The 14368-nt window shown below is 70.2% G+C and carries 10 protein-coding genes; 4 read left to right on the top strand and 6 right to left on the bottom strand.

The features are described from left to right. Positions 1-32: 32 nt before the first annotated feature. The 6 genes from ACIP79_RS15980 to ACIP79_RS16005 form a co-directional block, all read right to left on the bottom strand. Positions 33-1046 (bottom strand): LacI family DNA-binding transcriptional regulator, encoded by a 1014-nt coding sequence (locus ACIP79_RS15980; RefSeq protein WP_401223523.1) that lies wholly within the window; start codon positions 1044-1046, stop codon positions 33-35. Next, a complete protein-coding gene (yicI, locus tag ACIP79_RS15985) occupies positions 1046-3301 on the bottom strand; it encodes an alpha-xylosidase (RefSeq protein WP_401223525.1) in 2256 nt (751 codons plus the stop codon). Before yicI ends, ACIP79_RS15980 begins: the two co-directional genes overlap by 1 nt. Before the next feature lie 11 nt (positions 3302-3312). Then, positions 3313-4134 carry a carbohydrate ABC transporter permease gene (locus tag ACIP79_RS15990; protein ID WP_401223527.1) on the bottom strand — a complete coding sequence of 274 codons (822 nt, stop codon included), beginning with the start codon at positions 4132-4134 and terminating at the stop codon, positions 3313-3315. Beyond that, entirely contained in the window at positions 4131-5126 is a 996-nt protein-coding gene (locus tag ACIP79_RS15995; protein WP_401223529.1) for a carbohydrate ABC transporter permease, read from the bottom strand. Before ACIP79_RS15995 ends, ACIP79_RS15990 begins: the two co-directional genes overlap by 4 nt. Continuing rightward, positions 5123-6415: an ABC transporter substrate-binding protein gene (locus tag ACIP79_RS16000; RefSeq protein ID WP_401223530.1), complete on the bottom strand. Its 1293-nt coding sequence runs from the start codon at positions 6413-6415 to the stop codon at positions 5123-5125. The genes ACIP79_RS15995 and ACIP79_RS16000 overlap by 4 nt, the downstream gene beginning before the upstream one ends. A gap of 385 nt (positions 6416-6800) precedes the next feature. Beyond that, positions 6801-8105 (bottom strand): MFS transporter, encoded by a 1305-nt coding sequence (locus ACIP79_RS16005; RefSeq protein WP_401223532.1) that lies wholly within the window; start codon positions 8103-8105, stop codon positions 6801-6803. Positions 8106-8434: 329 nt separating this feature from the next. On the opposite strand from ACIP79_RS16005, the gene ACIP79_RS16010 reads away from it, so the two are divergent. From ACIP79_RS16010 to ACIP79_RS16025, 4 genes are all read left to right on the top strand, one after another. Next, positions 8435-9394, top strand: a complete 960-nt coding sequence (locus ACIP79_RS16010; RefSeq protein ID WP_401224256.1) for a LysR family transcriptional regulator — start codon at positions 8435-8437, stop codon at positions 9392-9394. Between the two features lie 562 nt (positions 9395-9956). Next, positions 9957-10730, top strand: a complete 774-nt coding sequence (locus ACIP79_RS16015; protein ID WP_401223534.1) for a hypothetical protein — start codon at positions 9957-9959, stop codon at positions 10728-10730. Further along, complete coding sequence (locus ACIP79_RS16020; protein WP_401223535.1) at positions 10730-12952, top strand: glycosyltransferase; 2223 nt, start codon at positions 10730-10732, stop codon at positions 12950-12952. The genes ACIP79_RS16015 and ACIP79_RS16020 overlap by 1 nt, the downstream gene beginning before the upstream one ends. Continuing rightward, entirely contained in the window at positions 12949-14319 is a 1371-nt protein-coding gene (locus ACIP79_RS16025; protein WP_401223537.1) for an acyltransferase, read from the top strand. The genes ACIP79_RS16020 and ACIP79_RS16025 overlap by 4 nt, the downstream gene beginning before the upstream one ends. Positions 14320-14368 lie beyond the last annotated feature (49 nt).

The following is a 14368-nucleotide window of genomic DNA, read 5'->3' on the forward strand; positions in this document are numbered from 1 at the left end:
TTGCCGGGCCTCCCACGGCTTCCTACAGCTTCCTACGGCGTCAGCCTGCGCGGCGCCGTGCTGGCCCGCTCAGTCAGCCGGGGCGCGAGCAGGGTCGCCCCCGGTACGGCCGAGCCGCCCAGCTTCCCCATCAGCAACTCGACCGCCCGCGTGCCCACCTCGGCGGACGGTATGGCGATGGAGGTGACGGGGACCCGGAGACTCCCGGCGAGTTCGTCCGGGCAGATGGCGGTGACGGACAGGTCGCCGGGCACCCGCAGCCCGAGTTGCTCGAAGGCGTCGACGAGCGGTTCGAGGACCGGCTCGTTGTGCACGACGACCCCCGTCAACGCCGGTCGCTCGCGCAGCAGTTGCTCGGCCGTCCGGCGCGCTGCCGCGGGTGACGCCTCGCAGGGGTGCACGGAGGACGCGAGTCCGCTCCGGTCGGCGGCGGCGGTGAAACCCCGGACCACCCGCTGCGCGAACCCGGTCTCCCGCACGTACACCTCGGGCGGCGACCCGACCAGTGCGACCACGCGGTGCCCGAGCCCGGCCAGATGCTCCACGCACAGCTCGCCCGCCGCCGTGAAGTCCAGGTCGATGCAGGTGAGCCCGTCGGCGTGGGCCGGGAAGCCGATGAGCACGGACGGCCGGTCGAGGGCGCGCAGCAACGGCAGCCTGGGGTCCTGGAGTTGGACGTCCATCACGATCAGCGCGTCCACCAGCGCGGTGTCCGCGACCCTGCGCAGCCCGTCCTCGCCCTCCTCCTGGGTGAGCAGCAGGACGTCGTGGTCGTGCCGCCGTGCCGCGGTCACCACGGACACCGCGAACTGCATGACGACCGGCACATGGACGCCGTCCCGCAGGGGCACCACCAGCGCCACCACGTTCGACCGGCTGCTGGCGAGGGCCCGCGCGCCCGCGTGCGGCCGGTAGCCGAGCTTGCGGATGCTCGCCTCCACGCGCTGCCGGGTCTCCTCGGAGATCGGGCGCTTGCCGCTGAGGGCGTAGGAGACGGTGCTCGGGGACACCCCGGCGTGCCGCGCCACATCCGTGATCTTCACCATCACTCGGACTCCAGCTCCACCGTCAGGAACCCGGTGCCTGTCCGGGCCCGCGCCTCGCGACCGCCCGCCGCGAGTCCCCACGGCGCGGCGGGGTCACCGCACGAAGCCCGCAGCGTGTCGCCTTCCCGTACGACCGTGAAGGTGACCCCGTCCACGGCCACCGTCACCTGCGCGCCCCGCTCCAGGCCGTACGCGCGCAGGGTGACCCCGTCGGCGTGGTCGTAGTCGGGCCGGTCGTCCACCGCGCCCACCGGAATCACCGCACCCGGCCGGACCAGGAGCGGCACACTCAGGAACCCGTGCCGCTCGCGCACCCAGCGCGGTCCGGTCACCGTGCGCCCGTCGAGGAAGTGGGTCCAGGTGCCCTCGGGCACGTAGTACGACACGTCTCCCTCGTCGGAGAAGACCGGGGCGACCAGCAGGTCGGGGCCGAGCATGTACTGCCGTTCCAGATGCGCGCAGCCGGGATCGTCCGGAAACTCCAGGATCATCGCCCGCATCACCGGCACGCCCTCCGCCTGCGCGGCGCGGGCCGCCTCGTACAGATAGGGCATGAGGCCGAGTTTGAGGCGGGTGAACAGCCGCAGCACGTCCACGGCCTCCTCGTCGAACAGCCACGGCACGCGGTACGAGGACGAGCCGTGCAGCCTGCTGTGCGAGGACAGCAGCCCGAAGGCGATCCAGCGCTTGAACAGCGCGGCCGTCGGCGTCCCCTCGAACCCTCCGATGTCATGGCTCCAGAACCCGAACCCGGACATGCCCAGGCTCAGTCCGCCGCGCAGCGACTCGGCCATCGACTCGTACGTCGCCTCGCAGTCGCCGCCCCAGTGGACGGGGAACTTCTGGCTGCCGGCGGTGGCGGAGCGGGCGAAGACGGTGGCCTCGTGCTCGCCCCGGTGTTTGCGGAGCACGTCGAAAACGGTCCGGTTGTAGAGGTAGGTGTAGTAGTTGTGCATCCGCTCGGGGTCGGCGCCGTCCGCGTACGCGACGTCGACCGGGACCCGTTCACCGAAGTCCGTCTTGAAGCAGTCGACGCCCTGCGCGAGGAGCGCCTCCAGTTTCGCCGCGTACCACTCGCGCGCCGCCTCGCTGGTGAAGTCGACGAGTGCCATGCCGGGTTGCCACAGATCCCACTGCCAGACACTTCCGTCCGGCCGTCTGAGCAGATGTCCCAGCGCCCGTCCCTCCGCGAACAGCGGCGACCGCTGCGCGATGTACGGATTGATCCATACGCAGATCCGCAGGCCTTTCTCCTTGAGCCGCGCGAGCATTCCCTCCGGATCGGGAAAGACCCGCGGATCCCATTCGAAGTCGCACCAGTTGAATTCGCGCATCCAGAAACAGTCGAAGTGGAAGACGGACAGCGGGAGTTCGCGTTCCCGCATGCCGTCGATGAAGGAGGTGACGGTGGCCTCGTCGTAGGAGGTGGTGAACGAGGTGGACAGCCACAGGCCGAAGGACCAGGCGGGCGGAAGGGCCGGACGGCCGGTGAGCGCCGTGTACTTGCGCAGGATGTCCTTCGGGGTGGGGCCGTGGATGACGTAGTACGTCAACTGCTGTGTCTCGGCGCTGAACTGCACCCGCGACACCGCCTCCGAGCCGACCTCGAAGGAGACCCGGCCCGGATGGTCGACGAAGACGCCGTAGCCCGAGTCCGTCAGGTAGAACGGCACGTTCTTGTAGGCCTGTTCGGTCGCGGTGCCGCCGTCCGCGTTCCACATGTCGACGACCTGGCCGTTCTTGACGAGCGGCCCGAAGCGCTCGCCGAGGCCGTAGACCCTGGTGCCCACGCCGAGGTCGAGCTGCTCGCGCAGGTAGTGCGCCCCGGTGGCGTCCCGCATGATGCCCATGCCCCTGGGGCCGCTGGTGGTGAGCGTGCGGCCGTGGGCGCGGAAGTCGAGATGCCAGGGGCTGGTGCGGGCGACCCGGACGGAGAGGGCGCCCGAGGTGAGCACGGCGTGCTGGTCGTCGTACGAGGCGTGGGCGGCGAACTCCTCCTGGGAGAGCTCGAATCGGGGGCCTCGCGGTTCCTCGCCCTGGAAGTGGGTGAACGTGACGCCGATGACGTCGGACATCGGCGCGTGTGCGGTGATCGTCACGACCGGTCCCTTCAGCAGGTCGCCGCGGTGGCGGATGGGCTGGGTCGGCGCGTGGATCTCCAGGCTTCCCGGCCCCGACGTCACGTCGAGGACCTCGACCGGGTGCGCCGCGGTGACACCCTCGCGCAGCAGCCAGTAGCCGTCGGTGAACTTCACGTCCGCACCCCTTACTTGACCGCGCCCACGGCGATGCCGCGGGTGAGCGTCCGCTGGAAGACGAGGAAGAAGACGAGGGCGGGGAGCACGCCGAGCAGGGCTGCCGCGTTCGTCATGGTGGCGTCCATCAGGCGCTGGCCCTGGAGGACGCCGAGGGCCACCGACACCGTCTGGTTGTCGTTGGAGACCAGCATGACCAGCGGCAGCAGGAACTCGTTCCACGTCCAGACGAAGAAGAAGACGAGGAGCACCCCGAGGGTGGGCCGGCTGACGGGTACGACGATCCGCCACAGCACCTGCCACTTGTTCGCGCCGTCGATCCGGGCGGCCTCGATGATCTCGCGGGGGAACCGGCCCAGCACGGCCGAGAGGAGGTAGGTCCCGAACGCCGCCTGGATGACCGTGAAGACGATGATCACGCTCAACCGGGTGTCGTACAGGCCCGCTTCCTTGCTCAGGTAGTAGATCGGGTAGACGAGCGCCTCCTGCGGAAGCATGTTCGCGAGGACGAAGAACGCGAGCACCCAAGTGCGGCCCCTGACACGCCCGATGCCGATCGCGTACGCGTTGAGGACGGACAGGACGACGGCGAGAAGCGCCACCGACCCCGATATCAGCACCGAGTTGGCGAGCTTCCGGCCGAAGTCGACGCGCTCCCAGAAGTCCTTGATCCCGTCGAGGTAGAGACCCTCGGGGAGGCTCAGGGGGCCGTTCTGCGCGTACTCCGCCGGTGACTTGACCGCGTTGACCACGACGACGGCGAAGGGCAGCACCATGAACAGGGCGGCGATGACGAGGGCGAGGAGGACGGGGGAGCGGCGGAGCGCGGTCATGTGCGGATCCCTTCCTCCAGGTCCTCGGCGCGGGTCTGGAGCCTGAGGCCGACGAGTGCCAGCGCGAGGATGATCACGGTGAGCACCGTGGAGATCGCGGCGCCGTACCCGACCTGCGTCTTCTCGAAGAAGGTGGCGAAGGAGAAGTAGGAGGGGACGTTCGTCGCGCCGCCCGGCCCGCCCTTGGTGAGGACGTACACCGCGCCGAAGACCTTGAGCGCGGCGATCGTGCACCAGAGGAGGACCACATAGGTCTCCGGGCGGATCTGGGGCAGGGTGACGTGCCAGAAGCGGCGCCACCAGCCGGCGCCGTCCAGCTCCGCGGCCTCGTACAGCTGCGGGTCGACGCGTTGCAGCCCCGCCATGAAGACGACCAGCGGGAAGCCGATCTGCACCCAGACCATCACGCCCATGACGCTGTAGAGGGCGATGTCGGGGTCGCCGAGCCAGTCCTGCTGCCATGATCCGAGGCCGACGGCCCTCAACAGCTCGTTCAGGGAGCCGTTCTCGGGAGCGAGGATCCAGCTCCACACGATGCCGGCGACGGCGATGGGCAGGACCTGCGGGAGATAGAAGCAGGCGCGGAGTACGGCGGCGGTCCTGGTCCCGAAGTGCTTGCCGACGAAGTCGAACAGGGCGGCGGCGAGGACGAGTCCGAGTGCGGTCGGTACGGCGGCCATCGCGAGCACCATGAAGAGGCTGTGCCGGAAGGACGCCCAGAACTCCGAATCGTCAAGCAGCTCACGGTAGTTGGCGAGCCCGGACCACTCCGGGCTCCCGACGCCCTGCCAGTCGGTGAAGCTCACACCGGTGTTCATCAGGAACGGCAGGACGACGACCGCGGTGAAGGCGAACGCGCCGGGCAGCAGGAACAGGGCGTACGAGTCGCGGGGGCGACGCGGGTGTGCCGTACGGCGGTGACGCCTCTCGTCCTTGTCCTGCCGGTGGCGCCTGGGGAACACCCGGCCGCCCCGTTCGACGGTGACCGTCATTTCTCGGGTACGCCCTTGTCGTACGCCTCCTGGAGTCCGCTGAGGTAGGCGTCCGGTTTCTCGTCGCCGGTGATCAGCTTCTGGGTCCCGGAGACGAGGACGTCGTAGAAGCCGGGGACCGGCCAGTCGGGGTAGAAGGCCAGACCGTCCCTGTCGGCGACGGTGTTGAAGTTCGCGATGAGTGTCTTGGCCCGCGGGTCGGTGATGGCGGCGGGGTCGGCGGCGACCGGGACGCCGCCCTTGTTGCCCAGCAGGTTCTGGATCCTCTCCGACATGGTGATGTCGATGAAGTCGTAGGCCAGTTCCTTGTTCTCGGCGCCTTCGGGGACGACCCAGAGGTTGCCTCCGGAGCCGAGGGTGAGGTTCGATTCGGGCCACAGGAAGGTGCCCCAGTCGAACTTGGCGTCCGACTGGAAACGGCCGTACCACCAGCTGCCGGAGAACAGGATCGGGCTCTTGCCCTGGATGAAGGAGATCCCGGCGTCCTCCGCCTTCAGGCCGGTGGACTTCTCGCTGATGTAGCCCTTCTTCACCCAGTCGGCGAAGGTCTCGGCGCCGTGGGTCCAGGCCGCGTCGTGGAAGTCCGTCGTACCCTTGTAGAGCTGGTAGCTGTCGACCCAGGGGCGGTCGGCCTCGGACAGGGCGAGCTGGTAGAGGTACTGCTGGGCCGGGTACTCGGCGCCGGCGTCGGCGAGCGGGGTGATGCCGTCGGCCACGAACTTGTCCATGGCGGCGGTGAGTTCCGCGAGCGTGGTCGGCTCGGCGATGCCGTGTTCCTCGAAGAGGTCCTTGTTGTAGAAGACCATCGTGTACTCGGCGTAGTTGGGGATGCCGTACCACTTGCCCGAGCCCATCACGCCGTTCGCGTCGTACTGGCTCGTGGTGCGCACGCCCGCGCTGAGCTTCTTGTCCCAGCCGCGCGCGGTGACCTCGCCACTGAGATCGGTGAGGAGGCCCTGCTTGGAGAGCAGGCCCGCCGTCGCGTTGCCCTTGTTGTACTCCATCAGGTCAGGCGCGTCACCCGAGTTGAGGACCATCTGTGCGGTCTTCTGGATCTGCTCGAAGCCCTTCGACTCGAACTTCACGGTGACGCCCGGATGCGTCTTCTCGAACTCCTTGATCGCCGCGTCCCAGGCGGCGCCCATCGCGCTGTCGGGCCCTTCGTAGTGCCACAGTTTCAGGGTCCCGCCGTCGGAGGATCCTCTGTCCGAATCACCGCAGGAGCTCAGCAGCAGCGATCCGCTCAGGATCACCGCCATGGCCCCCACCCGCCTTCGTGCCGTCAACATCCAGTGCCTCCAGGGGAGTCGGATGGGTATCGGGGCGTCACGGAGTGACCATCGAATCGATTCGATGCGTGACGTCGAAGCGCTTCGACGGGGGAAGGTATGTGGGGGCCGGGGGTGCGTCAATGGGGGGCGCGGGAATTGGGGCGGGGGTTCGATGGGTCGTACGGCGGGGGGTGTTGGGGTGTTGGTGGGAGGGGTGGCGGTGCCTGGCGGTGGTCGGTGGCGGGGGAGGGGGGGGGCGGCTGACTGGCGGTGGGTGGGGTCGAGGGAGGGGTGTGGCTGCCTGGTGGTAGTCGGTGCTGAGGGAAGTGCCGCTGTCAGCGAGTGAGCGGGCGAGCGGGCCGGGCCGGGCCGGGCCGGGGAGGGCCAGGGAGGGGTGCCGCTGTCAGGTAGGGGTCGGGGACGGGGAGCGGGGCTGCCGCCGGGGAGCGGTCGCGATGAGCAGGGCCAGGGTCGCCGCCGTGAGCGGAACGCCGTAACCGGCCGTCGGCGACACCCGCTCCACCACCCACCCGCCGGTCGCCGCCCCGCACGCGATCCCGCCGAGCAGGCCGGTCACCGCGAGGGTCATCCCCTCGTTCAACCGGTCATCAGGAGTGCGCTGTTGGACCAGCGCCATGCCGGTGACCATGGTCGGAGCGGTCGCCATGCCCGCGACGAGGAGGGCTCCGGAGAGGGCCGGCAGGGAGCCGGTCAGGGTCGCCGCGAGCAGGGGGAGGGTCAGGAGCACCGCCATGGCGGCGACGCACAGGGGGTATCGCCGCTCGGCGGGACCGGCCGGCGCCCGCGCCCCGTACAGCAGGCCCGCCGCGCACGAGCCCGCCACCTGGAGGGCGAGGACCGCCCCCGCGGCCGACGGGTGCCCGCGCGCGTCCGTGAACGCGATCGTGACGACCTCCATCGAGCCGAACACCGCGCCGGTGGCGAGGAATCCCAGCAGCAGCGGAGGCATTCCGCGCGCCCGGACAGGGGACTTGGCCCCCGTACGCGGCTGGGGCGGCGGTTCCGTCGAGCGCTGGGCGGTGAAGAGCAGGACGCCCGTCATCAGCAGGACGCTCCCGGCCAGCGTGCCCGCCTCCGGGAACAACGCCCCGCAGAGGAAGGCCGCGAGGACCGGGCCCAGCATGAAGCACAGCTCGTCCGCGGCCTGTTCGAAGGAGTTGGCGGTGTGCAGGGCCTTGTCGTCGCCCCGGTGGAGGTGGGCCCAGCGGGCGCGTGACATGCCGCCCGTGTTGGGGGTCGTCGCGGTGGCGGCGTACGCGGCGAACAGGGTCCAGTCCGGCGCCCCTTGGTGCACGCACACCGTCAGCGCGAGCATGCCCAGCAGGGCGAAGGCCGTCGCGGGCACGGCGACGCGAGCCTGACCGTGCCGGTCGACGAGACGCGCGGTCCAGGGTGCGACCACCGCCGTCGCCGCCAGGCCCGTCGCCGTCACGGCACCGGCGAGGGCGTACGACCCCCGCGACCACGCGATCATGATGACCGCGCTCACGCTGAACATGCCCATCGGGAGGCGGGCGAGGAGATTCCCCAGCGTGAAGGCACGGGTGCCGGGGGTGGCGAAGAGGCGACGGTACGGGCCCGGCGGGCGTCCTTCGCCCCTGCGCGGGCGGAAGTCGACCGCGACGAGGGTGTCGGCGGTGACGGTGAGAAGCGGCAAGTGTGCCTGCTCGGAGGGTCGTTGCGGCATTGCCCAACCGTCACGCGAGGGCGTGCTCGGGGTCCAACACCTACTCTGTGGCGATTGACGCACCTGGGTTGTAGGTTCACCGGATGGTCGCTGAGCGGGGGATGTCGTTGGGGGCGGGAGCGGGAGCGGAAGCGGGAGCGGGGTTGGGCTCGGGGTCGCGGTCCGGGTCCGGCTCCGTGTCGAGGTCGGGGTCAGGGTCGGTGTCCGAGGCCGCATCCGGCTCCGCGTCGAGGTCCGGGTCAGGGCCGAGGTCCGGCTCGGAGTCGGGGCCGGGGACGGGGCCGGGGCCGGAGGCGAAGGCGAGGGCGTACTCCCGTCCAGGTCCCCACCTGGACCCCCGCCTCCTCGGTGCCTTCCTGGCCGTCGCCGAAGAGCTGCACTTCACGCGGGCGGCCGCCCGGCTGTACGTCGCTCAGCAGGCCCTCAGCCGGGACATCCGGCGCCTGGAGAGGGAGCTGGGCGCCGATCTCTTCGTACGCACGACCCGGCAGGTGTCGCTGACGGCGGACGGCGCGCGGCTGCTGCCGTACGCGCGGCGCGTGCTGGCCGCGCAGGAGGAACTGCTGTCCGCCTTCGTGCGAGGGCGGGAGGAGAGGCCGCTTCTCGTCGACGTGAACTCTCAGGGGCTGGCCTCCGGGCGGGTGCTGGACCGGGCCCGTGCGCTCGCCGGTGACATCGAACTGATGGCCCGCTTCGAGAGCGGGCTCACCGGCGCGGCCGGGGAGATGCTCGCGGGCCGGCTGGACGCGTCGTTCGGCCGGTTCGCCGGGCTCGACCCGGTGCTGCGCGCCCGCCTGGAGCAGCAGCCCGTACGGTACGAGCCGATGGCCGTAGTGCTCCCTGCGGACCATCACCTCGCCGAACTGGACGCGGTGCCGTTGGCGGCCCTCGCCGGCGAGACCGTGTACGCCGGTGCGGGGAACCCGCGGACGCTGGAGTGGACCGATCTCGCGCGTCACCTGTTCGAGGGACGCGGCATCGAACTCGCGCCACCCGCCCCGGTGGCCATCGGGGCGGAGGAGTTCCGCCGGGTGATGGCCAGGACCAGAACGCCCGTCCTCGCCGTGGTGAACTTTCCGGCCATGGCCGGAACAGTGCTGAAACCACTCATAGACCCCGCACCGTTGTCCCCGCTGTCCCTGGTGTGGCGGAAGGGACTGGTGCATCCGGGGATCGACGCGCTGCGCCGGGCGGCCGTCGAACTCGCGGGCGAGGAAGGATGGCTGCGGCAGCCCGTGGACGGGTGGATTCCGGCCACAGATGCACTCATCATGATGAGTCACAGCTGACACCAAGCATCGAGGGTCACCGGTGTGCGATACATTCTTAGTCCGGGCGCAGTGTGGTAATGGGGGGCGCTGGGTCGGGTGGGGGCCCGATCCGGACGACAAATGTGCAGGGCCCGGCGTCGTGCGCACCCAGTAACTGTCCCGTGGGGGGATGTGCGTGCCCGTAGAAAACTGGCGGAAAGACGCCCAACCGGTCGGACTAGATGCCGATCAGCAGAATGGGCGTGGAGTGAATCCGTCGAAGCCGCAGTCAGAGTCGCAGTCTCCGTCGCAGGGAGCCGGTGCGCCGCAGGCGCGTGGGCCCGTTCCGTCGCAGCCGCAGCCACGTGGAGCCGGTTCGTACCCGGCGCAGTCCGCGTCGCAGCCGCCGTCGCACCGGGCCGGTCGGCCCTCTCGGCAGGAGCCCGGGGAGCCGGTGGTCTGGCCCGAGGCCGCCAACAGAACCTCGTCCTGGCCGCTCGCCCAGAGACAGGGTTCGAGCGGCGTGCAGCGGGGTCCGGAGCCGGAGTTCCGGTCGGAGTCCCCGTCGGATGCCGGGCGCGGCCCCGACCAGGAGCGCCCGGTGCCTTCGTGGGAGGAGACCGACGAACCGGGGCACACCCATGATCCTCACGAGGTGACGATCCAGCTCGACGGCGCCGGCCGTCAGCTGGAGGACTGGCTCGTCCAGCAGGCCAAGGGGGCCCCGGCCGCCCAGGAAGCCTCGGACGGCCCGGTCTTCGTCGACGAGTCGGGCCGCCGCAGCCGCAGGTACCGCCGCCTCGGCATGGTCGTCGGCCTGGCCTGCGCGGTCTACGCCGTCGTGATCGTCGTCACCCTCCTGTCGGGCAACTCGAACGCGCCCTGGATCCCGATGCCCGGCCAGCAGGCGGACCAGCCGGCCGGCCAGGTCGACACGTCGCCGCTGCCCGCCGAGACGGTGAGCCCGACCGGCACGGCCACGATCTCCCCGAGCGCGACCGCGACGACCACGGACGGTACGACGCCCGAGCCGGGCGGCAGTCCGACCCCGGACGCCTCCGGCAGCGCCCTGAACCCGGGCGCGTCCGTCGACCCGGAGCCCACGACGTCCGGATCGAGCGTGCCGAACCCGGGCACCAGCAGCACGCCGGACCCCGACCCCGATCCCAGTGTTCCGGCGACCACCTCCCCGGATCCCACTCCCACGGAGAGCGCCACCTCGGCCGACCCGACGGAGACCGCGACCACCGGCGGCGGCGACTCGGGAGCCGTCGCCGACGGCGCCGTCGAGCAGCAGCCGGTGGCAACCATGGAGTCCGAGCCGAGCACGACGACCAGCTCCTCGACCTCCCCGTCCCCGGAGAACATCCTCTGATGGCATCCCGCACCAGCCGTCACGCCTCCGCGCCCCGCGCGAAGCGACCCGCACGGAGTGCCAGGCGCCGACGCCTGCCCATGCGCTATCTGCTGCCCTGCCTCATCCTCGTCGCCCTGATGGCGATGCTGATGCTGCGCGGCTACGTACACAGCGAGATCCTCGCCGACCACCGCGTCCGCCCGCCCGTCTCCTACGACCAGGTCCCCGACAAGATCCTCAAGGGCGGCCCCGTCATCGACACGCGGAGCGGCCGGGAGGACACGCTGAGAATCCCGGACCACCGTCTCGTCCTCACCTTCGACGACGGCCCGGACCCGAAGTGGACCCCGAAGGTCCTCGACGTCCTGAAGAAGCACCACGCGCACGCCGTCTTCTTCGTCACCGGCACCATGGCCTCGCGCTACCCGGACCTGGTGCAGCGCATGGTCGACGAGGGCCACGAGGTCGGCCTGCACACCTTCAACCACCCCGACCTCTCCTACCAGTCGAAGAAGCGCATCGACTGGGAGCTGTCGCAGAACCAGCTGGCGCTGGCGGGCGCGGCGGGCATCCGTACGTCTCTCTTCCGGCCCCCGTACTCCTCCTTCTCCGACGCCATGGACAACAAGTCCTGGCCGGTCACGAAGTACATAGGCAGCCGCGGTTACATCACCGTCGTCAACAACACGGACAGCGAGGACTGGAAGAAGCCCGGCGTCCGCACGATCATCGAGAACGCGACGCCCAAGCGGGGCAAGGGCGCGATCGTCCTGATGCACGACTCCGGCGGCGACCGCCACCAGACCGTCCAGGCGCTCGACAGGTTCCTTCCCCAACTCCAGTCCGAGGGCTACGACTTCGAGAACCTCACCGAGGCCCTCGATGCCCCCAGCGCGCACACCGAGGTCACCGGGCTCGACCTGTGGAAGGGCAAGGCCTGGGTCAACCTCGTCCAGGCGGCCGAGAAGACCACCGACGTGCTCGTCGTGGGCATCGCCGTCATCGGCGTGCTGGTCTTCACCCGCTTCGGCCTGATGCTGCTGCTCTCCGTCATGCACGCCCGCCGGGTGCGGCGCACCGGCTTCCGCTGGGGCCCGGTACCGATCACTGAACCGGTGTCGGTGCTGGTCCCGGCGTACAACGAGGCCAAGTGCATCGAGAACACCGTGCATTCGCTGATGGCGAGCGAGCATCCCATCGAGATCATCGTCATCGACGACGGTTCGAGCGACGGCACGGCCCGCATCGTCGAGGACCTGCGCCTGCCGAACGTACGCGTCGTACGACAGCTCAACGCCGGCAAGCCCGCGGCCCTCAACAGGGGTATCGCGAACGCCCGTTACGACATCATCGTGATGATGGACGGCGACACCGTCTTCGAACCGGCGACGGTGCGCGAGCTGGTCCAGCCCTTCGCCGACCCGACCGTCGGCGCCGTCGCGGGCAACGCGAAGGTCGGCAACCGTGACTCCCTGATCGGCGCCTGGCAGCACATCGAGTACGTGATGGGCTTCAACCTCGACCGCCGGATGTACGACATGCTCCGCTGCATGCCGACGATCCCCGGCGCCGTCGGGGCCTTCCGCCGCTCCGCCCTTGAACGCGTCGGAGGCATGAGCGACGACACGCTCGCCGAGGACACCGACATCACCATCGCGATGCACCGCGACGGCTGGCGGGTCGTGTACGCGGAGAACGCACGAGCGTGGACCGAGGCACCGGAGTCCGTCCAGCAGCTCTGGTCGCAGCGCTACCGCTGGTCGTACGGCACGATGCAGGCGATCTGGAAGCACCGCAGGGCGGTCATCGAACGGGGTCCGTCGGGCCGTTTCGGCCGAGTGGGAATGCCCCTGGTGTCCCTCTTCATGATCCTGGCCCCGCTCCTCGCCCCGCTGATCGACGTGTTCCTCCTCTACGGGCTCGTCTTCGGCCCGACGCAGAAGACGATCGTGGCCTGGCTGGGCGTCCTGGCGATCCAGCTGGTGTGCGCGGCGTACGCCTTCCGCCTCGACCGGGAACGCATGACGCACCTGCTGTCCCTTCCGCTCCAGCAGATCCTCTACCGGCAGTTGATGTACGTCGTTCTCCTCCAGTCCTGGATCACCGCGCTCACCGGCGGCCGGCTGCGCTGGCAGAAGCTGCGACGCACGGGTGTGGTGGAGGCGCCGGGGTCGATCCCGCGCCAACCGGACCGGGACTCGCGTGACCGGACCTCGAACGATCGGAGGCCGGTCGGATGACGACACATGACTACACGGTGGGTGCGACACCGCCGTTTGGGGCGCCGAGGGTTGGCGTGCCTGCGTCTGCGTCTACGTCTACGTCGGCACCGGTGCCGACGCCGGGCGTGGACAGGGTGCCTTCTCCGGGCGGGATCCCGGGTGGGACTCAGGGCGGGACTCCGGGTGGAGCCCCTGCGGGGGCCCCGGCCGGAGTCCCGAGTGCGGGCGCCGGGACGAAGAAGCCGGGCCGTGACCGCTACCTGGACCTGCTGCGCTCGATCGCCCTGGTCCGGGTGGTCGTGTACCACCTCTTCGGGTGGGCGTGGCTGACGATCCTCTTCCCCTCCATGGGCGTGATGTTCGCCCTGGCGGGTTCGCTGATGGCGCGCTCGCTCAAACGCCCGGCGTGGGGTGTGATCCGCGGCCGGGTCCGCCGACTGCTGCCGCCTCTCTGGGTGTTCAGCGCGGTGATGCTGACGCTGCTGTTCGCGGGTGGCTGGGACCTGTCCAAGGACCCGGACCACGGCGGGACTTGGGGCCTGATCGAGATGGTCAACTACGTCATCCCGCTCGGCGCCCCGCCGTTCCCCTGGAGCATCGGCTCCAAGTCCGGCCTGCTGGAGAACACTTGGGCGGTCCAGTCCGCGGGCCCGCTGTGGTACCTGCGTGCCTACCTGTGGTTCGTGATCGCGTCCCCGCTGCTGCTGTGGGCGTTCCGCCGCGCCCCGTGGCCCACGCTGCTCGCCCCGCTGGCCCTGACGGCCGTGGTCGGCACCGGCGTGGTGAACATCCCCGGTGAAACCGGCAACGCCGTCACGGACTTCGCGGTCTTCGGCGGCTGCTGGGTGCTCGGCTTCGCCCACCACGAGGGCGTACTGGCGAAGGTTCCGCGCTACCTCGCGATCTCCTGCTCCGCCCTGCTCATGGCCTTCGGCCTGTGGTGGGCTTCGGGCCATCTGGGCCCCGACGGCTGGGACTTGAACGACATCCCGCTCGCCCAGGCGACCTGGTCCTTCGGCTTCGTCGTGATCCTCCTCCAGTACGCACCGTCCTGGCAGGAACTCCCCGGCCGCCTCGCCAAGTGGGACAAGCTCGTCACCCTGTCCAACAACCGGGCCGTCACGATCTACCTGTGGCACAACATGCTGATCATGGCCACGGTCCCGATCATCGACCTCGCGTACAGCCTCCCCTTCATGGAGGGCGAGGGCGCGACGTCGATCCTGGACACCACCTACAACCTGTGGATGTTCGTGCTCGTCTGGCCGCTGATAGCTCTCGCGATCCTCTGCGTGGGCTGGGTCGAGGACCTCGCGGCGCAGCGGAGGCCGCGGTTGTGGCCGGATGGCGCGAAGCGCGGGTCCGCCCGGTCTCGCCGGAAGTAGCTCCCCCACCCACTCCGAACCGCCCGCCAGCCGGGCGCCGTTCCCCCTA

Origin of the sequence: Streptomyces sp. NPDC088747, assembly GCF_044751025.1 — a bacterium.
In the GTDB taxonomy this organism is placed as follows: Bacteria; Actinomycetota; Actinomycetes; order Streptomycetales; family Streptomycetaceae; genus Streptomyces.

Bases quoted from the DNA above. Each gene is read 5' to 3' on its own strand.
- ACIP79_RS15980 (WP_401223523.1), bottom strand. From the start codon at position 1,046: ATGGTGAAGATCACGGATGTGGCGCGGCACGCCGGGGTGTCCCCGAGC.
- ACIP79_RS15995 (WP_401223529.1), bottom strand. From the start codon at position 5,126: ATGACGGTCACCGTCGAACGGGGCGGCCGGGTGTTCCCCAGGCGCCAC.
- ACIP79_RS16005 (WP_401223532.1), bottom strand. From the start codon at position 8,105: ATGCCGCAACGACCCTCCGAGCAGGCACACTTGCCGCTTCTCACCGTC.
- ACIP79_RS16000 (WP_401223530.1), bottom strand. From the start codon at position 6,415: ATGTTGACGGCACGAAGGCGGGTGGGGGCCATGGCGGTGATCCTGAGC.
- ACIP79_RS16020 (WP_401223535.1), top strand. From the start codon at position 10,730: ATGGCATCCCGCACCAGCCGTCACGCCTCCGCGCCCCGCGCGAAGCGA.
- ACIP79_RS15990 (WP_401223527.1), bottom strand. From the start codon at position 4,134: ATGACCGCGCTCCGCCGCTCCCCCGTCCTCCTCGCCCTCGTCATCGCC.
- ACIP79_RS16025 (WP_401223537.1), top strand. From the start codon at position 12,949: ATGACGACACATGACTACACGGTGGGTGCGACACCGCCGTTTGGGGCG.